The organism is Sphingopyxis sp. PAMC25046, assembly GCF_004795895.1.
In the GTDB taxonomy this organism is placed as follows: domain Bacteria; phylum Pseudomonadota; class Alphaproteobacteria; order Sphingomonadales; family Sphingomonadaceae; genus Sphingopyxis.
In genome coordinates this window covers 1834155-1854647 of the sequence record NZ_CP039250.1, presented here as the reverse complement: position 1 = coordinate 1854647, position 20493 = coordinate 1834155, and the positions used below count along the sequence as shown (strand labels likewise).

Genomic DNA, 20493 nt, shown 5'->3' with positions numbered 1-20493 from the left:
AATGGGTTAGAAGTCGTCCGGACAGCCTGCGGCGATCCACTTGTCCAGTTCGGAGATTACGATCGCAAAATCGCGCGGCATCTCTGGCCCACCCTTGTGGATGATCCCCACGACAGCGTCGCTGCTGTTTATTAGCGGACCACCTGACATGCCTTGAGAAAGTTTGAAGTTTACTTCCACGAGCGGAATGAGGCTTTTGACGGTCGTTGAACTCACGGTACCAGACCGAATGTTGATTTTGTCGGCGGGGTTGAAATCAGGATAGCCAAAGGCTGTCACTGCATCTCCAGCAGCTGCCGGAATCAGGCTCTTCGCAAACTGAAAAAAGTCCGTTGGAGGTATCGCGTGCGATAGAATCGCAAGGTCACGGTGCTTTGAATAGTGAAGAACCTGAACTTTGAATTTATTGGAGGGGCGGGACGGATGGTGCACCGTCGCCTCCTTCACACCCGCGACGCAATGGGCAGCAGTGACTAAGCCAACGCCATCGAGGAAGAATACACTTCCTTGTCGATAGGTGTCGTCCAGAACTGAGCCGTGTTCAATCACCCAAACAGAGCGGTCGATCTGTTCCTCTCGCGTTGCTTGCACCGTAATCGCCTGTGACTGGAACGACTTGTTGAAGCGAAGGGCCAATGATCGATAGACCGGGTCGGCGGATCCTTTGATAAAGCCGAGCCAAGCGATCTTTCCCTTCAAGTGCGCGGAGATGGTCGTACTTCCGCCAAATTTTGACAGGTAACGCGCTTGCGCAGCTAAGTGGTCCTTTTCTACCTCAAACAGGGCAGCCCGAATATTTCGTACAAAACGGCGGTCGACATTGAGACCTTCATTGACCTTTACGCCAGTCACCACACGTCGCGAGAACTTGTCGGCGTAGTGAATCTTCTCCGGATTTAATACGAAACCGTTGTTAGCGAACGCCGATTGCAACGCTGATGAGAGCAGCTCCGGAGAAATTGGACCGGACGGTGGTAGTCCGTTCTCAAACAGCGGCGAGAGAGGCCGCAATCCAGATAGGCTGATGTCGTCGGCATAGCGGGTGTATATGCATCTCCCCTCCTTCGCGACCTTCAGCAACGCTCGATCAAGTCGGAAACAAATCATATTCGATAGTACGGGACTGGCGGGGCCACCTTGCGGGAGGCGGCCGCCGTAGCAACAAATTCGAGCGATAATTGCCGATACCCTGTCGGGGACGCCGATCGCGGTAAGAACGCCAACAATACGCCCTTCTGTTATTGTCAGAAAGAAGTCTTTGATATCGAGATTTAAAACGAACCTTTGGTTCTGGTGGGCTGCCGCGTTGGATTTAACAGAGCGCTCTTTGACATATCCGTGCACGGGATTTCTCCGCGGATATATCATATCGAGCTTGGTCGCGATTTGCCTTTGAAGGAATTTCAGTCGGCGATCTGGCGAATTTATCGGTCGCGGTTTGCCGCTCTTCTTCGCAACGTTGAAATTTTTGTACATCTTTTCACGATGATACCAGATTTTCTTAAGCTCGGCCTGCGACAGCCCTAGGTAAGCTAACAGTGTCCCCTCATCGCCGAACTCAGGCGGTAGGGGAATTTGAACGGCCGTGCCAAACATTGACCAAACACTCGGCACGAGGTCTCCCTTCCAATCACGCCACGGTTATCAATCGATATTCATGGCGCGCACGACATATCTAGACTTTTACTCTTACGCCGCAGTTACTACAGCGCGTATGCGAAGGGAGACCCCGTTCTCCGCAGGTATCAAAGCGGTTCGGAAAAATCCAGCACACTCGACGCGGAAATAGGTGAGGGTGATGTCACAAGATAGTCAGCAGCAGCTTTTTCAGCGGGAAATTGATTTCATCGAATGGCTCACCACTCTCATGATGTCCCATCCCGACTTTGCAAGTGTTTCGGTCGACGAACGCCTGCCGAGCCCGGTTAAACAAGAACGAGATGGACGCGCCGACATACTGGTGCGCCGCAGCGGCCGGGCCCTCATCGTCGAGTGCAAAAATCGGCCGATCTTTGGTCGCGGTGTCGATGAGACGATTGCTCAACTCCACCGCTATTCCTCCTTCTTGCCTTCTGCCCAGCTAGTTCTTGCGCTGCCAGGGCGATTGTCGGACCGCGACGCGGTGCGGATACGTGCTGCCGGAATCGAGCTTTGGGACATCGACACGATCGCTCGCATTTTTGCTATGCAGATACCGTTCGGACCAGAACACTTGGCCGCGGCATTCAACTCTGTTGAGATAGGTGTGAGCGAGTCGGATCAGCTGCTAAGTGAGCTGGATGAGTGCGTCCCAGGTAAGCAGCAATGGACAATATACCAACAACTTGTAGGGCGAGTTCTCGAATTTCTCTTCTGCCCTCCTCTAAGCGTCCCCTTGTCGGAATCGCCGGACGAATCAGGCGCAAACCGACGCGATTTCATCCTAGCTAATTTCGCGGAATCGGGCTTCTGGAATCACATGCGGCAGCGCTATGCTGCCGACTATATTGTCGTCGACGCTAAAAATTACGTCGGCAAAATTAAAAAGCGTGAGATACTACAGATGGCCAACTACTTGCGGCCACACGGCGCCGGTCAGTTTGGGATTATCTTTACCCGCGCGGGTGCGGACGCCTCGGCACGAATTACGGCACGGGAGCAATGGGCGCATTATCAAAAGCTCGTACTCGTCTTGGACGACGCAGATTGCATCGCGATGCTAACCTCGGCGGGTGCTGGCGGCGCTGCGGCAGTGCTGACGCAAATTATTCAAGATTTCCGACTTTCGATGTGAATACAACAAAGTTGAATTAGACCGATAGGTGCTTGAAGAATGCTTCATTCCGCATCCGCGCATCCTTCAAAACATATTTGTAAGAAAGCGCCTGCACAAACGCTTTGTAGTCGTCGTTATATCCGTAGAATCCGCCGCCGCCTGGGAGTGGGACGTTGATCTGCGCCATCTTAAGCCATCGCCTTAGCTTCGGCGTAAGATCGGCAACGATGTAGCAGAAGAAGGGCGTCGCATCGGTGATCTCTTGGATTACCCCTCCGTCGCGATCATAGATCTTTCCGGCGCGAAGCTCGTCGATATAGCCGTAAATCTGCGTAAACGGATTCTCGTCGTCATTATAGTCGTCGCGAGCGGGCTTCTTGAATTCAATAATTACGACCGGCTGGTCCGTGCCGGGGCGGTGATAGGTGGTGCGTCCACCGAAGAGCACGACATCGGGCCGGCCCGCTGAATCGCTGTCCTTCACGATCGTGCGCATCGCGCGATCGGACGCCCAATGCTCATAGTAGGTGAGCTTGTCGTCGATGATCCAGAGGTTGTGCTTGTCGACGTGCACATCCTGATTCGTCACGCGCATGGGCACGATAAAATCATGCATCGCCGCCTCGGCGTGATGCTTGATCGTCCCGTCGGGCTTGTAGCCTAGCCGGCGCTCCAGCAAGTCGAGAACGACCTTTCTACGGACCGTGTAGTCGGCGAGGACAGAGAATTCCTGATTGGTGAGCCGTGACAGGATTCCATCGACGCCTTCCTGGATGACCGAGTCTGTGCTGGCTTCCGCAGTCTTGGATAGATTCTCGACCTTGCGCTCGATGTCGCGGTTTTCGCGATAATCATAGACGGCGAGCTGCTGATAGATCTGCTCAGCGGAGCGGTAGTTGCGCGGAACGTTGTCTTCGACAAACTTTTTGGGATCTCCCACCATGTATGAGAAGCGGGGGTATTTCTTGATAACCGATTTCGTGAGCTCGGCCTGCTGCTCGATCACGCGTTCAATTTGCGGCGCGAGGATCTGGTTCACCGTTCCCATCGCGCTGCGGATTAGGGTGCCGATCCGCTGCTCGTCGAGATCGAACGCTGTGCGTTCCGAGTTCACGTTGTCATCGAGCAGTTTGCCCGACAGTACGCCTGCGTAAACGTAACGCTGGCCTGCCCGTTCGATGAAGGTCGTAAGCCCTAGGGCGAGGCCGATGTCCTGCTCGTAAACAACACGGTCATTGGCGGCGAAATAGAGCTTATGGCTGACCTTGCCCTCGACCACTCCGCGTTCGAGCAATGTATGCTTCAGCTGAAGGCTATCGCCGTCGGCATCGGTCAGCGCGATCGTCCCAAGATCGATCTCCTTCGATCCTAGGAACTCGGCGAGGTCGTAACTCTCATCGTCGTTCTGGATCGTGATCGAGGGTTTCACTTCGGCAAGCAAATAAGGAAGAAACTGACTGGCGAGCTTGCGCAGGATCGTGTCGAGACGCGTAGGAACATGGGTCGCATAGGCCGACTTCATGTTGCGGAGCGTGACCACTGTTCCGGTGGTTGCGACATCCTCGTCTTCCAACGAGTGTCCTCGGATCGGTCCCTCATTGTCGAGGTTCAGAGTGAACCGGCGACGACGCAACCTGTCATCCGCTGCGAAGCTGCTGTCGACTTCGGCCCGTTCGAATACCTTCAGCCAAGAAAGCCGTCCGACGCCTTTGCCGCCGCGCCCCACCTTGAAGTCACTGTCATATGTCCGAAAGGATCGAAAGTTGGCTGTGTTCAGCCCTATGCCGTTGTCACGGATTTGGATCGAAGGTGCATCTCCGGCAAAGTCGATGAGCTCGATTTCGATTCGGCACTTCGCGGCCCAATCCTCGCCAAACCGGTCTTGTATTGCGTGGATGGCGTTGAAGATCGCTTCGTAGAGCGGAACGAGCGCATTGGACGGCGTTTTGGGTCCTAGCGCCAGATTTTTCACTCTGCGTTCGAGATCGGACTCGAACGCCAGCACGTCGTCCGTCAGTTCGTCGTCAGCCATCTGATATGTCCGCTCCCTATTGCTGGAGAACTCTAGCAACGTCCATCTAGTGCGGAAAGGGGCGCTAAAGGAGCCGTCGCTCTCTAGATCCGAATGCTAGAGACGCTTGAGGTGCGATTTGTCGGCTTTCACCAATTTCACCCAAAACCGGACTGTCTACTAGCGGCCAGATGAAGTGATAAGGAACTTGCACGATCAGAGCCCGAAGTCCGAAGGACGAAAGCTGAACCGCTCCTTCGACGGAAATGCGCCAAATGCGGTCAGTTCCCCCTGCTCGTACCGAAAGTGCCAGGTTTGCGCATTTCGCGGCGCCGGATCGCGGAAGGTCGATGCATCGAATATCGCAACATTGGCCCGGTGCTCCGGATCGCGGACCGAGGCATAACGCATCGCCTGCGTATCGATCGCCCGCGCTTCGGCAGCGAACAGCTGGCAGGCCGAATAGTCATCGGGCGCCATCCAGAGAGAAGCGGCTTTGATATAAGGCGGCGCGCAGAGATCGAGCATGCGATCCATCGCGACGGTCACGCTGATCGCCGAATGCTCGACAGTCGCATTCGGCGGCGGGAATCCGGGCGATCGCGAGTAAAAGCGAAGCCGCCAATAGGCCGTCTCGGCGATCGCCGTGGCGACGGACTCAGCCGCGTAGAAAATGCCTGGCTTCTCTCCGGCACGACGGAACCTCGAACTGCTCTTGTGCCCGTAGCGAAACGGGGTCGCGAGCAGATAGTGAAGATGGCGGGCCGCCGCAGGCAGCCTCGGCTTCACCTCTTCTACCAACTGTTCGAGCAGAGCCTGATCGTCGGCACCGGCGGCAAGGCGGTTCGTGGAAATGCGATGCTGTGCCTCGACGATCCGCCAGAGCTTTCCGCGATAGGCGCGAAAATGCTCGGGCTTCGGCGATCGCTCAGACGCGGGCGCGGTAGTCATCGACATAGTCGGCGACGTCGCTCAGCCCGCGAATGGAGCGGATCAAGTCGATCGGCCTGCCGCCCAGATCGATGTTCTCGGATTTCAGCCAGGACATCGACGCGGCATCGTCGCTCCCCATAAGGGCGTCGAGGCTGCGAAACAGCCGGACCAGATATTGCCCGAGCTCGAACGCCTTTTCGGACCGTTGAAGCTGATAGCTGCCCGAACGCAGACGCGACGCGGTAGCTGCAGAAATGCCGACAACCGCGCCCAATTGGTCGTTGGTCAATTTCCAGCACGCCGCGACGCGCGCGACGGCTTCCGAAAGAACCCGGCCCTGATCCGTCTGCGAGGCGAGCTGCGTTGCCACACCATTCTCCTGAATGAAATTCTATAAAATCATTCATAGGAACAAACCCTGACTTATGCAAGGCGTGTGGCAACATTCCGGCAAACAGCTTGATCGCGAGTTGTGATCCTAGCGACGGCCGCGCGATCGCCGCCATCCAAGATCATGATTGATCACAACACTGCCCGAACTTGAGGATGTGATTTCCGGCGCCGCTGAAAGCGCTGATCCCTCGTCGCCCTTTTGACCAACATCGGCCCGCCGCTCGTCGAGATAGTCGGACCACCATTGCGCCATGGTAACGCGCTCCTCCCAATGCGCGCCGCGATGATAGGCCGCGCGCACCCGATTGTTGTCGCCATGCGCCAGCGCGCGTTCGATCGCATCATAGGACCATTTGCCGGATTCATTGAGGAGCGTGCTGGCCATCGCCCGAAAACCGTGCGCCGTCATTTCGCTACTGGCGTAGCCCATCCGCCTGAGCGCGGCATTGAGCGTGTTGTCGGACATCGGGCGCTTCCGTGACCATAAAGACGGAAAAATATAGCTCCATGGCGCGGTAATCGACCGAATTTGTTCGACCAGCTCGACCGATTGGCGAGACAGCGGCACATGATGCGGTTTGCGCATCTTGGTCTTCTCGGCGGGAATGGTCCAGACGCGGGCTTCGAGGTCAAATTCCTCCCACTGGGCGCTGCGCAACTCTCCCGGACGCACGAACACATGCGGCGCCAGCTTCAAGGCCCAATCGGTCATGCCCTGGCTCTTGTACGCGTCGATGGCACGCAAGAGCGGTCCGACCTGACTCGCATCCGTGATCGCGCCATAATGTGTGACGGTGGGATTGATGAGCGCTCCGCGCAGGTCGCGGGTCGGATCCGACTTCAGGCGGGCCGACGCAACTGCATAGCGAAAGACCGCTCCAGCGAGCTGCATCGTCCGCCGCGAGCTCTCCAGTTTCCCCTTGGCCTCTATCTTTCGAACCGCCGCAAGCACATCAATTGGCTCGATCTCGTCGATCGGCATTTTGCCAATCGAGCTGTCCAGCAGGCTCAGAAGATATTCGCACCTCTTCGCGGTCGAAGGCGCCCATGCCTTGTCGCCATCGCGGCGTCGCTTGTCGCAATATTCACGACTGATATCGCTGAAGCTATTCCCGGCCGCGACATGCCCACGAAGCCGATTCCGGCGCTTTTCGAGGGACGGATCAATGCCCTTCGTGATCTGATTGCGCGCTTCGTCGCGAAGGCTGCGCGCATCGCGAAGGGAAACCCGAGGATATTCGCCGAAACTCAGCTTCTTTTCGCGGCCGGCGAATCGATACTTCATCTTCCAGTGCTTGCTGCCCGACGGCATGACCTGAATGTAGAGTCCCTGACTGTCCGCCATTTTATAGGATTTGTCCTTGGGCTTCGCCTGGCGAACGGCGGCGTCTGTCAACTGCATGTCCGATCCTTCAATCCGAGGCCCCCAAACGAGGGGACTGAGAGCTTGAATCGGCCCCTACTAGGCCCCCACTTTGGGGAGCTGCCCTGAGATGGAGCAAAACGTCGTGAGCCGATAAATGGCAGAATACCGCCGTTTTTTTCGGATTGTAAAGATGTTGGGACGGCCTGAAACAGGCCCTTGGAGCGGGTAGCGGGAATCGAACCCGCCTAGCTAGCTTGGAAGGCTAGAGCATTACCACTATGCTATACCCGCATCGCCAAGGTCGGCGGCGATTGCCAGTTTGATCGGCCGCCGTCAAGCGCGCCATTGCCGCCCCGCTCTGCACCGGCCCGCTCGCCTCCGCGCTCGAATGCCCTAACCCGCGTCATAAACGCGACCAAAAGCTTGCGCGCCGCATCGCAGCCCGCCGCAACCCTTGCGTGGCGCGTGCGTCCTTATCGGCAACAGGCGAAGGACATATGATGCCGAGCAATCGATCAGGCGGCAGACGCCCCCGGGATAGGTGCGCGTCGCGCGAATCCACCTTGATGCAACGCGCCCGAGGAGGCGCGAGCGAAATTTCGCACGGGGGAGGTGAACCGCGTCATGCCTCCTGAACTTGCCCCCCGCGGCGTCGATCTTCTGCTACGCAAGCTTTTGAATCACAGCCTTCTCTCGACCGACGACCAGAATGCGATCGCCGCTCTCCCCTTCACGCGGCGTCGTCTTGATCCGGGCAGCATCATCATTCGCGAAGGCGAACGGTGCGACATTTGCCCGATCCTGCTTGCGGGTTTTGCCTATCGGCACAAAATGACCGGCGACGGCGGACGACAGATCGTCGCGCTCAAGCTTCCGGGCGACCCGCTCGATTTCCAGTCGCTCTATCTCGGCCGAGCCGATCATACGGTTCAGACGCTGACCTCGGTCGAACTGGCGATCGTTCCCAACCGCGAACTCGAGCGGCTGATCATGGCGCGCTCGTCGCTTGCTCGCGCGGTGGTCGTCGACATCGTGATCGAGGCATCGATCGGCCGCGAATGGCTGCTCAACATCGGGCGCCGCAATGCGCTTGCGCGGCTCGCTCACCTGATCTGCGAAATTCATCACCGTCTGGCGATCAGCGCCACGAGCCTTGTAGAGAGCGACCTGCCGATAACCCAAGAGCAGCTCGCCGACCTGCTCGGGCTCACGCCGGTACATATCAACCGCACGCTGAAGGAGCTGGAACGCGCGGGAGCGATCCTGCGCAACGGCAGGCGCATTCGGATCGGTGACCTCGATCGTCTCTGCGATCTTGCGGACTTCAGCGATCTCTATCTCCACGCCCATGAGGCGCCAGATGACCGCAACGTCAGGAAGGGTGGCTAGCCGAGATCCGGAGGGCGCCTCACCAAAGCCATGTTGGCGAATATTGATCTTCGATGATGCGTGATGCGATCATGACCAAAGATGTTCCCGATCAAGGCATGCGATGCAAGGCCGAGGTCGGCGCGAAGGCGCTGGTCGATGGACTCGCGCAGGCGGTTTGGGAGACCGACGCGCGCGGCATCATGATATCGGACTGTCCCGCGTGGCGCCGCCACACCGGCCAATCGCTTGCCGAGCTTCTCGAGCATGGGTGGATCGCCGCGCTCCACCCCGACGAGCGCCGTGGCGCCCGGCGGCGGTGGTGCGCGGCAGTGGCGCGAGGAAGAAGTCTCGACATCGAGGCGCGGCTGCAGACGGAGGGAGGCGGCTATCGATGGAGCCGCTTGTATATCGTACCGCTCCGGACCGGGGACGACAGCATCGGCAAGTGGATCGGCATGAGCATCGATATCATGGCGCGCAAGGAGGCCGAGCAAGCGTTGCGTCAAAGCGAGGCGAGTCTGCGGGTGCTCGTGACCGACCTTCAGCACCGCGTGCGCAATATGGCGATGGTCGTGCGGTCGGTTTTTTCCCGAACCATCCGGGGCGAACGCCCGATAGAGGATATTGCCGAACATTTCAGGGGACGGCTCGACTCGCTCGCGCGGACGCAGGTGATGCTGGCGCAGCATCAGGACGGTCCTGTCGACCTCGAAAATCTGATCCGCGACGAATTGCTCGGCGCGGGTGTGCAGGAAGGCCCGCGGCTCTCCATCGAGGGGCCCGACGTCGGCCTCAACCCGGTCCAGACCGAATTGCTGGCATTGGCCTTTCATGAACTGACCACGAATGCACTTAAATATGGGGCGCTTCGCGTTCCGGGTGGGCGCCTGAAGATCGTCTGGAGACTGAACGCCGGCCATGATGGACATCGCCAGCTCGACCTCGAATGGGCCGAATACGGCGTGCCTGCTATTCCCGTTCGGCCCGCCTATCGGGGGTTTGGGATGGAATGGATCATGGACGCGCTTCCGTATCGACTGGGAGCGGAGACCCACGTCGAATTTCTGGGCGGCGGAGTGCGCTGCTCGTTTTCCCTACCGCTGCCGGAGAGGGATGACACAGCCTCGGCGATGTGAAGGTCGTTCGATCGGGCGCTCGTCGCCCGGAATGCATCGCCCGCTACGGATGTTGCCGAGCGCACGCCCCCTGTTGATTGTCACGCGGATTCGTGGTTTGTTCTCCTTGCCGTTCTGCCGCGCATCGCCCTTGTTCGCGCCGGACTATGAGACAATTTCGGCCCGTGTAAGCAAAGGTCGACCAAGGGGTATGTGATTGTTTGCCGATTCTGACACGACGCCGGAGGGCCGCAAAATCATCCATGTCGACATGGATGCCTTTTATGCCTCGGTCGAGCAGCGCGACGATCCGGCCCTGCGCGGAAAGCCCGTTGCGGTCGGCGGATCGTCGCGGCGCGGCGTCGTTGCTGCGGCGAGTTATGAAGCGCGCAAGTTTGGCGTCCGCTCGGCGATGCCCAGCATCACCGCGAAGCGTCAGTGCCCCGGCCTCATATTCGTGCCGCCGCGCTTCGAGGTCTATCGCGACATCTCCCACCAGATCCGCGCGATCTTCCGCGACTATGCCGACGAGGTCGAGCCGCTCTCGCTTGACGAAGCCTATCTCGACGTCAGCGCCGACAAGGCGGGGCTTGGCAGCGCGACCGCGGCGGCGAAGCTGATCCGCCAGCGCATCCGCGCCGAAACCGGTCTCACCGCATCCGCCGGCGTGTCGTACAACAAGTTCATCGCCAAGCTCGCGTCGGACCAGAACAAGCCCGATGGCCTCACAATCATCCCCCCGGGCAAGGGCGCCGCCTTCGTCCAGACGCTGTCGATCCGCCGTTTCCACGGCATCGGCCCCGTAACCGCGGCGAAGATGGAGGGGCTTGGCGTCTTTTCGGGAGCCGACCTCGCCGCCAAAGGTCCGATGTGGCTTGCCGAGAATTTCGGCAACAGCGCCGAATGGCTCTATAACCTCGCGCGCGGGGTCGACCATCGCCGCGTCAAGTCGAACCGGCCGCTGAAATCCTTGGGCGGCGAGCGCACCTTTTTCAACGACCTGATCACCGATACCGAGATTCGCGAGGCGCTCGCGCATGTATGCGCCGTCGTGTGGGATCGCGCCACGAAGAAGGGTGCGCGCGGGCGGACGGTGACGCTGAAGCTGCGCTACGCCGATTTCCGGACGATCACGCGGGCGAGATCCGTCCCCTCGCCCATAATCGACGGCAATTCGCTGCTTGCGGCAGGCGAAGCGATCCTTGCGCCCCTGCTCCCGACCGAACAGGGCATCCGCCTGCTCGGCGTGACGCTCAGCAAATTCGAGGGTGAGGAGGATGAGGAAGGCGGCGCGGCGGTAGCGCCCGCCGATCTCCTCAGTCTTATTTGACCACGGCGGGCGCGAAGCGCTTCATTGCAGCCTTCATCTTCGGCGACAGCGAAGCAAGGCTACAGCGGATCAGCGACTCGTCCGTTTGCTGAATCTCGTCACGGAACGGCGCGCCGACGCGATAGAGCGCGCGGCCGGGGTCGGTCGGCTTGATCCGGAAATAGCCTGCGCCGTCATAGCCGCCGAATTGCATCTGGGTGAAGCCATCGGCCGTGGCGCGTGTCTGCGTGATCGGCTCCAGTTCGGCGGCCGGTCCCATACTGCCGCCGGGCCCGTAATAATAGAGCGCGCCCCAGCGTTTGCCGTCGAAGACGTAACCGTGATGAACGGTCGCGCATTTCTCGGTGTCGTTCGTCCAGAAGCCCCTGTCGATCGGCATCGCGATCGTCTGTGCTGCCGCAGGTGCGCTGCTCGCCATCGCCGCAAGCGCCAAAATCCATGTGCGCATCGATACCCCCACCATTATCGACCCGGCGGTCATGGTGGAGCAGATGCGCGGTTCGATCAACCCGCCTCGGCGAACACGCGTTCCTTCGTAGCGGTGAAGCGGATCGACGGGTTGCGCTGGGTCACATAGCCGACCTCCCACGCGTCCTTCGCCATGAACACCGGCGCGCCGTCGCGGTCGGTCGCCGCGGCGCCGCGATTGTCGGCCTGGAACGCCTTCAAGGCCGCGGCATCGTCGCTCGCGATCCAGCGGGCGGTGTCCCACGGCGACTGCTCGAGCTTCGCCTCGACCTTATATTCGGCCTCCAATCGGCTGATCAGCACGTCGAGCTGGAGCTGGCCGACGACGCCGACGATCATGTTCGCGCCGATCTCGGGGTAAAAGACCTGGATAATCCCCTCCTCGGCCATGTCGTCGAGCGCTTTTCTGAGCTGCTTGGTCTTGGTCGGATCGACGAGCGCGACGCGGCGCAGGATTTCGGGGGCGAAATTGGGCAGCCCGGTGATCATGATGTCGCTGCGTTCCGACAGCGTATCGCCGACGCGCAGCGTCCCGTGGTTCGGGATGCCGATGATGTCGCCCGGGAAGGCCTCTTCGGCCATCTCGCGATCCTGCGCAAGGAAGAGCATCGGGCGGCTGATCGCGATCGCCTTGCCCGTGCCGCCCTGCATCAACCGCATACCGCGCTCGAACTTGCCCGAGCAGAGGCGCATGAACGCGATGCGGTCGCGGTGCGCGGGGTTCATATTGGCCTGCACCTTGAACACGAAGCCGGTGACGGCATCGTCATCGGGCCGGACCGGCGCTGGTTCGGCGGGCTGCGGCTGCGGCCCGGGCGCGTGGCTCGCGAGCCCGGCGAGCAGGTCGACGACGCCGAATTCCTTGAGCGCCGAACCGAAGAAGACCGGCGTCAGGTCGCCATTGCGGTAGGCGGCAGCGTCGAAGGGCGCGTAGCAGGCCGACGCCAGCTCGGTCTCTTCCTTGAGCAAGGCGAGTGCCGGCGCGCTGAGCTTCGCGGCAAGCCGCGGATCTTCGAGCCCCTCGACCGCGATCCGGTCACCCTCATACATGCGCGACGCATCGCCGCCGGGCACCATCAGCGCGGGGTCGACGAGGTCGTAGATGCCCTCGAACTGGCCGCCCATACCCGCCGGCCAGTTCATCGGACAGACGTCGAGCGCGAGCCGGTCAGCAACCTCGTCGAGCAGTTCGAACGGCGTCTGCCCCTCACGGTCGACCTTGTTGATGAAGGTGATGATAGGGACCGAACGCAGGCGGCACACCTCGAACAGCTTCAGCGTCTGCGGCTCGATGCCCTTCGCGGCGTCGATCACCATCACCGCGCTATCGACGGCAGTGAGCGTGCGATAGGTGTCTTCGCTGAAATCCTCGTGCCCCGGCGTGTCGAGCAGGTTGAAGATCAGCCCCTGATGCTCGAAGGTCATCACCGACGAGGTCACCGAAATCCCGCGCTGCTGCTCGATCTTCATCCAGTCCGAACGTGCGCGCCGCGCGGCGCCGCGCGCCTTCACCTCGCCCGCGATATGGATCGCGCCGCCTGCGACGAGCAATTTCTCGGTCAGCGTCGTCTTGCCCGCGTCGGGGTGCGAAATGATGGCGAAGGTGCGGCGGTCGGGGTGCTTGGACATGGCGCGGGCGCCTAGCAGGTGGCAGGGCAAGTGGAAAGGGGCTGGCGCGGGGGCCGCGGCGGACGCATGATCCGCGCCATGCGAACGCTGCTCCTCGCCGCCTTTCTGATCGGCACCCCCGCCGCCGCCCGGGTATCGTCATGGGTAGGCGAGTATAGCCTCGCCGAAGGGCCCGATGTCGGCGGCGGACTCGTCATCCGGACCGACGGTCGCTTTCTATATATGCTCGCCGCGGGCGCGCTCGACGAACGCGCCGAGGGCCGGTGGGATATCCGCGGCGAGACCATCTGCCTCACCACCAACCCCAAGCCTGTGCCGCCGGCGATGGAGAAGGGCCCGCTGATCGAGGTCGAGGGCGCCGTCCCCACGCTGCTCGTTACCTGGCCAAACGGCGAAGGCGTACCCGGAGTCGACTTCACGATCGGCTTCGACGGCGGCGACCCAGCCGAGGATTACACCCAATATTATGGCTGGACGATGCCCGACGACGACAAGCGCATCCCGCGCTGGGTCGAGCTGCGTGAGCCGATCTACGGCATCACCGCGCCGCGCTACGAGCTGACCGAAGCCGACGGGGGCAAGCTGCGGGTGATTATCGTGCCCAATGATATCGGCGTCGTCGATTTCGACAGCGCATGCGCGGAGAAGACCGAGCGCGGCCTGACGCTGCACCGCGCCGAAGGCGAGATGCGGTTCGTGCGGCTAGGCCGTGAATGACGCCGGCTTTGGGGTGGGGAGCTGTCGCTGCTCTCCTCCACTTCCGTCATCCCGGGCTTGACCCGGGATCCCGCTTTTTGGGGCGTCGACCGGTCTTCGGCATCAAGCGGGACCCCGGATCAAGTCCGGGGCGACGAATAATGAGACGGCAGCAATCGGTCGAAAACCCTCATCCCCCTTCCCCCTTGCACTCCCCTCCCAAATGCGTCACATCTTTACGTGAACGTAAAGGTAAAGCACCCGCGAGAGGATTCTTCCCCATGACCGATGTTCCCAGCTTCGAAACGATCAAGTTCGGCGTCGCCGACCATGTCGCAACGATCACCCTGAACCGCCCCGACCGGCTCAATTCGATGCCGCCCGCGATGGCCGACGACATTCGCGCGGCGCTCGATTACCTGCCCATTCTGGGCGCGCGCGCGCTGCTGATCACCGGCGAGGGGCGCGGTTTCTGTTCGGGTGCGGACCTTGCGGGCGATCGCAGCGGGTCGGCGGTCGGCGGCGGTGCCAACAGCCGCAAGGCGTTGCGCAACCATTATAATCCGATGCTGCTGGCGCTCGCCAATGTCGAGGTTCCGGTGGTCGTTGCGGTCAACGGCCCCGCCGCCGGGGTCGGGTGCAGCTTCGGCCTGTCGGGCGATTTCACGATCGCGGGCAAGAGCGCCTATTTCCTGCAGGCGTTCGTCAACATCGGTCTGGTTCCCGACGGCGGTTCGTCGTGGTTGCTGCCGCGCCTGATCGGCCTGCCGCGCGCGACGCAGATGATGATGTTGGGCGAGAAGATCGGCGCCGAACAGGCCGCCGACTGGGGCCTGATCTATAAATGCGTCGAGGATGCCGAGTTGATGGCCGAGGCGAAGGCGCTCGCGACACGGCTCGCGAACGGCCCGACGGTGTCGCTCGGCACGATGCGCCGCGTGCTGCGCGAAGGCTTGTCGCAAAGCTATTCGGACACGCTCGATGCCGAAGCCAAGGGGCAGTATATCGCGGGCAACAGCGCCGATGCGATGGAAGGCATCATGGCCTTCCAGCAGAAGCGCAAGACCGAGTTCAAGGGTCGATAAGTAAGCGTCGCCCCCGCGGAGGCAGATTTACTCCGCCGCTTCCTCGACCATCACCTTTTTGTAGATGCTGGTGCGCGGGTAGGAGCAGAGCCGCATCACCATCGGCTCGAAAAATTCGAGGGGCTCGCTGTCATAGTCGGGGTCGAACGCCGGCGCGTCGTATTTCTCGCAGAATTCGGCGCACGCCGCATAATAGGGATGATCTCGGAACTGATCGCGCATGTCGCGGTCGAGCCCGAGATAGTGGAAGAAATAATGGCCCTGGAAGATGCCGTGATGCTGGACGATCCAGAGATTTTCTTCTGACAAGAAGGGTTTGAGGATCGCCGCAGCGACGTCGGGATGGTTGAACGCGCCGAGCGTGTCGCCGATGTCGTGGAGCAGCGCCATCACGACATATTCCTCGTCGCGGCCATCCCGGTGCGCCCGCGTCGCGGTCTGCAGACAATGTTCGAGCCGGTCGACGGGGAAGCCGCCATAATCGCCGCCGAGCAACTTCAGATGCTCGAGGATGCGCTTGCCATTGTTCGGCGCGAATTCCTTCTGCTCGCGCGCAATAATGTCCCAATCTTCCTGCGTCCCGTCGATCATCGAGCGGAATGTGGCATGCTCGTGCGTCATGTCGTTCATGGCGGCCTCTCCTTGTTCGAGGCTAGCCTACGTCATTCGTTTCTGAATGCAACCTTATCCGCCGCACGTCATTCGGGCGCGTAGGTCACGCCATATTTCAACGCCTCGTCGATGGTCAGGCAGCGGCGGGTCGACTTATCCTCCGCGGTCGCGACGGCCTGCTGCCGGTACATGATCTCGGTCAATAGTTTCCGTGAGACGCCCATCTTGATCAGGAAAGCATTGTCCTCGCTCGCCAGCAGCGCCGAATCCTGTTCGATACCGCCGATCATTTCACGCGTCGCGTCGGTTCCCATCGCGACGCTCATGTCGATCGCCGATCGATCACCCGTACTCGTAAACATATGGACCATGAAGACGCCCCCCGGATCGATGACGCGCGGCAGTCCGCCCATGAACACGAAATTGCAGGCGCTAAAGCAGGTCCATCCGGCCGGAACCCGCGTCAATATACCGGGGTTGCTGCGGATGATGCGCCCCGCCGCATTGCCGGCGCGGGCATCGCCCCCCGGCGAACGCAGCCAGATTTCCTCGACATCGGGGTGCACCTTCAATGCGGCGGCGAGCCGGTCGGGAAGTCCGGCATCGACCCGCCCCTCGGCGAGCATGACCTTCATGCCCCCGCGCTTCTCGATCTTCAGGGTCATCACCGGGTTCGCCGACCAGTTCGGATTGAGCGGACAGGTCGGATTCGCAGGATCCATGCCGCTTGCAGCCGTCAAGCCCGCGAGCGCGAAAGCCGACAGCGCCAGCCGAAGCAGCAGTTTAGGCCGCAAGGACATAGCGCGTATCGCCCGGTCCCTTGCACATGCGCTTGGTGACCTGCGTCTCTTCGCCATCGACGATGATGAAATCGTTGACGTTCATGCACTTCCGCCCGCCGCCCTCTTCGTTGATCGAAGCGACGGTCGACGACCCGCTGACATTGGCGCGCGTCTCGCTCGTCCAGTTGGCGGTCGCGCCGACCTCTTCGCCGCGCGTCGCTTCCTCGGTCGCCGCAGCCGCCTGCACCTGTTCGCCGGGATCGAGGCGACAGGCGATCGCATCGGTGAGCGTCCCGCTCACCTCCGCGATCGGCACATAGGAATAGACGCCGGCCTTGCTCGCCACGTCGCCGACCGCGTCGTTGATGACATTGCCCAATATGTTGCGGCCGATGCTGCTGCCCTTCTTGCCTTTGGGGCAGCCGCCATTGTCCTCTTCGGCCGGTTTGGGCGCCGGGGTGGTCACCTTGCGAAGCAGGCTGCCGAACTGCGCCTGCGCGGGCGCCACCGCAAGCAGGCATGCCGCCAGCACCGCGGGAGTCGCGAATATTTTACGCATCATCGAATCCACCCTTGTCGCGCCCGGTTTCGGGCCACCATGCGACCTTTTATAAGGACCGTTCATGCCACTCGCTGTGATTTTCATCAACCGTGCAACATTTGTCATCCAGACAGGTTGAATTAAGGTCGATTATGTCACAGTAACGCCGCCATGCTCTCGCAGAAGACCCGCTATACGATCCGCGCGTTCCAGCATCTTGCCGACCATTGGGGCAAGGGGCAGGTACAGCTTGCGGACATCGCGGACGCGCAGAACATCCCGCCCAAATTCCTGACCGTGATTCTGTCCGAAATGGCGCGCGAGGGCCTGCTCATCTCGCAGCGCGGGCGCGACGGCGGCTATCAGCTCGCCCTGCCCCCGATCGACATCAGCTATGGCGACCTCGTCCGGCTGACGCGCGGTTCGCTCGCGCTCGTCCCGTGCGCCAGCCGAAATGCGCATGAGCATTGCAAGAATTGCCTGCCCGAACGGGATTGCCGGATGCGCAGCCTGATGCTCCGGGTCCGCGACGATACCGCTGCGATCCTCGACCGCATCACGCTCGCCGATCCGATCGAACTGGCGCCGCTGTTCGAGAAGGAAGAAGCCGCCGAATAGCACAGCCCGCGCCAGCTCAACAAAAAAAAAGGCCCGCTTTCGCGGGCCTTTTTTGTAATGGTGGAGCCTAGCGGGATCGAACCGCTGACCTCCTGCATGCCATGCAGGCGCTCTCCCAGCTGAGCTAAGGCCCCGTGCCATTTCGCGTGTCGCCCTCGCCAATATTGCTGGCTGCTGCGACCGGGACGCCGCCTTTAGCAGCGCCGCCGCGTGATGCAAGGGGCCAAATCATCTTTCGATGCTTTTTTGGCTCCCCGAAATCAAAACCCGGGAATTATCAGCTTTCGTCGTCCTCGTCGTCGCCGGTGGCCACGCCCAGGTCGTCGTCACCGCCCAGATCGACGTCATTGTCCGGCGAATCGCTGTCCTCGTCGACATCGACGTCCAGATCCAGATCCTCGTCGGTGCTTTCTTCCTTCGCGACCTTGCCGGGCTTCTCGGCTTCCTCGAACGGCATCGGCTGCTTCGATTTCAGCACCGATTCCGGGATCCAGCTATAGCCGCAATTGATGCAGCTGATCGGATCATCCTTGGTCAAATCATAGAATCGGGTGGCGCATTTCGGGCAGCTGCGCTTCGTGCCCCATTCAGCCTTGATCATAAACGCCTCATAATCCTTTGGAAACAGGATAGAAATATCGGAAGAGCGACGGCGCCTGAATAGCTATCCGTCAAATCGGCGTGCGCCTTGCCAGATTGCAAGGCCGCTGTCAAAAGCCGCACGCCATGACCGATCAAACCGCCACACCGCGCGCCTTTTCCGCTTCCGTTCCGCTGAAAGGTAGGATCGCGATCCCGGGGGACAAGAGCATCTCGCACCGTTCGCTGATGCTGTCGGCGCTGGCCATTGGGGAAAGCCGTGTTACAGGCCTGCTCGAAGGACATGACGTGCTCGCCACCGCCGCTGCGATGCGTGCGATGGGCGCGACGATCGAACGGCAGGACGATGGCGAATGGCGCATCCACGGCGTCGGGGTCGGCGGGCTGCTCCAGCCGCGCGAAGCGCTCGACATGGGCAATAGCGGCACCTCGACGCGCCTGCTGATGGGGCTCGTCGCGAGCCATCCGATTACCGCGACCTTCGTCGGCGACGCCAGCCTGTCGGGGCGCCCGATGGGCCGCGTCATCGATCCGCTGTCGCAGATGGGCGCCGACATCAGCGCCTCGCCCGGTAGCCGCCTGCCGCTGATGGTCCGAGGCCTGGCGCCTGCCATTCCCCTTTCCTACCGCCTGCCGATGGCCTCGGCGCAGGTGAAGAGCGCGGTGCTGCTCGCCGGGCTCAACACGCCCGGCATCACCGAGGTGATCGAGCCCGTCCCCACCCGCGACCATAGCGAGCGCATGCTGCGCGGCTTCGGCGCCGAGCTGACGGTCGAGGCCGACGGCGACGGCACGCGACATATCCATATTCGTGGTGAAGCCGAATTGAAGCCGCAGACGATCATTGTCCCCGGGGACCCCTCGTCCGCCGCCTTCTTCATCGTAGCGGCGCTGGTCGTGCCCGGATCGGACGTCACCATCGCCAATGTCGGCCTCAATCCGACGCGCGCGGGCCTCGTCGATGTATTACGACAAATGGGCGGCGACATCACTCTCCTCGATGCGCGCGAAGTCGGCGGCGAGCCCGTCGCCGACCTTCGCGTCCGCCACAGCAACCTCAAGGGCATCGAAGTCGATCCCGCGGTCGCGCCGAGCATGATCGACGAATTCCCGATCCTCTTCGTCGCCGCCGCGCTCGCCGAGGGCCGCACGACGACGACCGGCCTCGACGAATTGCGCGTCAAGGAGAGCGACCGCCTGGCCGTCATGGCGGCGGGCCTCGATGCCATCGGCGCGCGCGTCGAGGAAAGCGAGGACGGGCTGGTCATCGACGGCACCGGCGGCGGCCCACTGCCCGGCGGCGCGACGATTGCTGGCCATCTTGACCACCGCATCTGCATGAGCTTCGCGGTCGCCGGCCTTGTCAGCACGGCGCCGGTGACGATCGACGACATCGCCCCCGTCGCGACGAGCTTCCCCAATTTTGAAGCCTTGCTCGTAGGCCTCCAGCAATGATCATCGCGGTCGATGGCCCCACCGCGTCGGGCAAGGGCACGCTCGCGCGCCAGCTTGCCGAACATTTCGGCCTGCCCGTACTCGACACCGGGCTGCTCTATCGCGCCGTCGGCTACCAGACCCAGCTCAATCACGGCGACGCCGACAATGCCGACGATGCGCTGGCGGCGTGCGATTTCCCTGCCGCGCTGCTCGACGATCCCGCGCTGCGCTACGAAACGACGGGCGGGCTCGCGAGCCGCGTGTCGGTCCATCCCGCGGTGCGCGCCGCGCTGTTCCAGCGCCAGGTCGATTTTGCCAACCAGCCTGGCGGCGCGGTACTCGACGGACGCGATATCGGCACCGTGATCGCGCCGCACGCCGATGCAAAGATATTTGTCACGGCGTCGCCCGAGGAACGCGCGCGCCGCCGGCATGTCGAAATGCGCGCGCGCGGCGTCGACGTGAGCTACGATGTCGTGCTGGCCGACATTCACGCCCGCGACGCGCGCGATACCGGCCGCGCCGATGCGCCGCTTGCCCGCGCGGCCGACGCGATGCTGCTCGACAATAGCGACATGACCCGCGAAGCCGCGCTGGCCGCCGCGGTCGCCTTTGTCGAACAGCGGCGCACGGACCGCGGTTGACCGCCCTTTTCCCTTGCTTTCGCGGGGGTCCGCGCCTATAGGCGCCGCGTCCGACGGGCGCTTTTGCCGGTCGAGGCACGGACAGACCGCCACTCCATTCGAGTGTC

At 61.5% G+C, this 20493-nt stretch carries 20 protein-coding genes and 2 tRNA genes; 9 read left to right on the top strand and 13 right to left on the bottom strand.

What is annotated here, in order from left to right:
* Window positions 1-6 precede the first annotated feature (6 nt).
* The gene (locus tag E5675_RS08655) at window positions 7-1614 is read right to left on the bottom strand and encodes a reverse transcriptase domain-containing protein (RefSeq protein WP_136174164.1); all 1608 of its coding nucleotides are present in this window, start codon (window positions 1612-1614) and stop codon (window positions 7-9) included.
* Between the two features lie 184 nt (window positions 1615-1798).
* Here E5675_RS08655 and E5675_RS08650 point away from each other — a divergent pair, with 184 nt between their 5' ends.
* Window positions 1799-2773, top strand: coding sequence for an HNH endonuclease (locus E5675_RS08650; protein WP_136174163.1), 975 nt, complete (start codon window positions 1799-1801; stop codon window positions 2771-2773).
* Between the two features lie 16 nt (window positions 2774-2789).
* Here the strand turns inward: E5675_RS08650 and E5675_RS08645 are convergent, their stop codons facing one another.
* The 5 genes from E5675_RS08645 to E5675_RS08625 all read right to left on the bottom strand — a co-directional run bounded on the left by E5675_RS08645 (window position 2790) and on the right by E5675_RS08625 (window position 7749).
* On the bottom strand, window positions 2790-4787 hold the full coding sequence (locus E5675_RS08645) for a hypothetical protein (RefSeq protein ID WP_136174162.1): 1998 nt from the start codon (window positions 4785-4787) through the stop codon (window positions 2790-2792).
* Window positions 4788-4982: 195 nt separating this feature from the next.
* Window positions 4983-5567 carry an RES family NAD+ phosphorylase gene (locus E5675_RS08640; protein ID WP_247594839.1) on the bottom strand — a complete coding sequence of 195 codons (585 nt, stop codon included), beginning with the start codon at window positions 5565-5567 and terminating at the stop codon, window positions 4983-4985.
* A 127-nt stretch (window positions 5568-5694) separates the two neighbouring features.
* Window positions 5695-6069: an MbcA/ParS/Xre antitoxin family protein gene (locus tag E5675_RS08635; protein ID WP_136174160.1), complete on the bottom strand. Its 375-nt coding sequence runs from the start codon at window positions 6067-6069 to the stop codon at window positions 5695-5697.
* 108 nt (window positions 6070-6177) lie between these two features.
* Window positions 6178-7494, bottom strand: a complete 1317-nt coding sequence (locus E5675_RS08630) for an integrase arm-type DNA-binding domain-containing protein (protein ID WP_136174159.1) — start codon at window positions 7492-7494, stop codon at window positions 6178-6180.
* A gap of 181 nt (window positions 7495-7675) precedes the next feature.
* A tRNA-Gly gene (locus E5675_RS08625) sits at window positions 7676-7749 on the bottom strand.
* A 333-nt stretch (window positions 7750-8082) separates the two neighbouring features.
* Between E5675_RS08625 and E5675_RS08620 the strand changes: the two genes are divergently transcribed.
* The 3 genes from E5675_RS08620 (at window position 8083) to dinB (ending at window position 11274) form a co-directional block, all read left to right on the top strand.
* Entirely contained in the window at window positions 8083-8847 is a 765-nt protein-coding gene (locus E5675_RS08620) for a Crp/Fnr family transcriptional regulator (RefSeq protein WP_136174158.1), read from the top strand.
* Between the two features lie 53 nt (window positions 8848-8900).
* Window positions 8901-9965 (top strand): HWE histidine kinase domain-containing protein, encoded by a 1065-nt coding sequence (locus E5675_RS08615; RefSeq protein WP_136174157.1) that lies wholly within the window; start codon window positions 8901-8903, stop codon window positions 9963-9965.
* A 250-nt stretch (window positions 9966-10215) separates the two neighbouring features.
* The gene (gene dinB / locus E5675_RS08610) at window positions 10216-11274 is read left to right on the top strand and encodes a DNA polymerase IV (RefSeq protein ID WP_247594874.1); all 1059 of its coding nucleotides are present in this window, start codon (window positions 10216-10218) and stop codon (window positions 11272-11274) included.
* Here the strand turns inward: dinB and E5675_RS08605 are convergent.
* Both E5675_RS08605 and E5675_RS08600 read right to left on the bottom strand, forming a co-directional pair.
* On the bottom strand, window positions 11267-11722 hold the full coding sequence (locus E5675_RS08605; protein WP_136174155.1) for a hypothetical protein: 456 nt from the start codon (window positions 11720-11722) through the stop codon (window positions 11267-11269). The genes dinB and E5675_RS08605 overlap by 8 nt on opposite strands.
* Window positions 11723-11778: 56 nt before the next feature.
* Window positions 11779-13371, bottom strand: coding sequence for a peptide chain release factor 3 (locus E5675_RS08600; RefSeq protein WP_136174154.1), 1593 nt, complete (start codon window positions 13369-13371; stop codon window positions 11779-11781).
* Between the two features lie 78 nt (window positions 13372-13449).
* Here E5675_RS08600 and E5675_RS08595 point away from each other — a divergent pair, with 78 nt between their 5' ends.
* Window positions 13450-14088 carry a hypothetical protein gene (locus E5675_RS08595; RefSeq protein WP_168707821.1) on the top strand — a complete coding sequence of 213 codons (639 nt, stop codon included), beginning with the start codon at window positions 13450-13452 and terminating at the stop codon, window positions 14086-14088.
* A gap of 260 nt (window positions 14089-14348) precedes the next feature.
* Entirely contained in the window at window positions 14349-15152 is an 804-nt protein-coding gene (locus E5675_RS08590; RefSeq protein ID WP_136174152.1) for an enoyl-CoA hydratase-related protein, read from the top strand.
* Between the two features lie 27 nt (window positions 15153-15179).
* Here E5675_RS08590 and E5675_RS08585 read toward each other — a convergent pair whose 3' ends face one another.
* The 3 genes from E5675_RS08585 to E5675_RS08575 form a co-directional block, all read right to left on the bottom strand.
* The gene (locus E5675_RS08585; protein WP_136174151.1) at window positions 15180-15782 is read right to left on the bottom strand and encodes an HD domain-containing protein; all 603 of its coding nucleotides are present in this window, start codon (window positions 15780-15782) and stop codon (window positions 15180-15182) included.
* Window positions 15783-15850: 68 nt separating this feature from the next.
* Window positions 15851-16564 (bottom strand): hypothetical protein, encoded by a 714-nt coding sequence (locus E5675_RS08580; RefSeq protein WP_247594838.1) that lies wholly within the window; start codon window positions 16562-16564, stop codon window positions 15851-15853.
* Window positions 16548-17108, bottom strand: a complete 561-nt coding sequence (locus tag E5675_RS08575; RefSeq protein ID WP_247594837.1) for a hypothetical protein — start codon at window positions 17106-17108, stop codon at window positions 16548-16550. The genes E5675_RS08580 and E5675_RS08575 overlap by 17 nt, the downstream gene beginning before the upstream one ends.
* A 150-nt stretch (window positions 17109-17258) precedes the next feature.
* On the opposite strand from E5675_RS08575, the gene E5675_RS08570 reads away from it, so the two are divergent.
* Window positions 17259-17705: an Rrf2 family transcriptional regulator gene (locus E5675_RS08570; protein WP_136174149.1), complete on the top strand. Its 447-nt coding sequence runs from the start codon at window positions 17259-17261 to the stop codon at window positions 17703-17705.
* A 58-nt stretch (window positions 17706-17763) separates the two neighbouring features.
* On the opposite strand, the gene E5675_RS08565 is transcribed toward E5675_RS08570, so the two are convergent.
* Together E5675_RS08565 and E5675_RS08560 are read right to left on the bottom strand one after the other, a co-directional pair.
* Window positions 17764-17839: transfer RNA gene (locus tag E5675_RS08565), tRNA-Ala, on the bottom strand.
* Between the two features lie 143 nt (window positions 17840-17982).
* Window positions 17983-18306 carry a TIGR02300 family protein gene (locus E5675_RS08560; protein WP_037553534.1) on the bottom strand — a complete coding sequence of 108 codons (324 nt, stop codon included), beginning with the start codon at window positions 18304-18306 and terminating at the stop codon, window positions 17983-17985.
* A gap of 125 nt (window positions 18307-18431) precedes the next feature.
* Here E5675_RS08560 and aroA point away from each other — a divergent pair, with 125 nt between their 5' ends.
* Together aroA and E5675_RS08550 are read left to right on the top strand one after the other, a co-directional pair.
* Entirely contained in the window at window positions 18432-19760 is a 1329-nt protein-coding gene (gene aroA / locus E5675_RS08555; protein ID WP_136174148.1) for a 3-phosphoshikimate 1-carboxyvinyltransferase, read from the top strand.
* The gene (locus E5675_RS08550; RefSeq protein WP_136174147.1) at window positions 19757-20386 is read left to right on the top strand and encodes a d(CMP) kinase; all 630 of its coding nucleotides are present in this window, start codon (window positions 19757-19759) and stop codon (window positions 20384-20386) included. Before aroA ends, E5675_RS08550 begins: the two co-directional genes overlap by 4 nt.
* The last annotated feature ends 107 nt before the right edge of the window (window positions 20387-20493 follow it).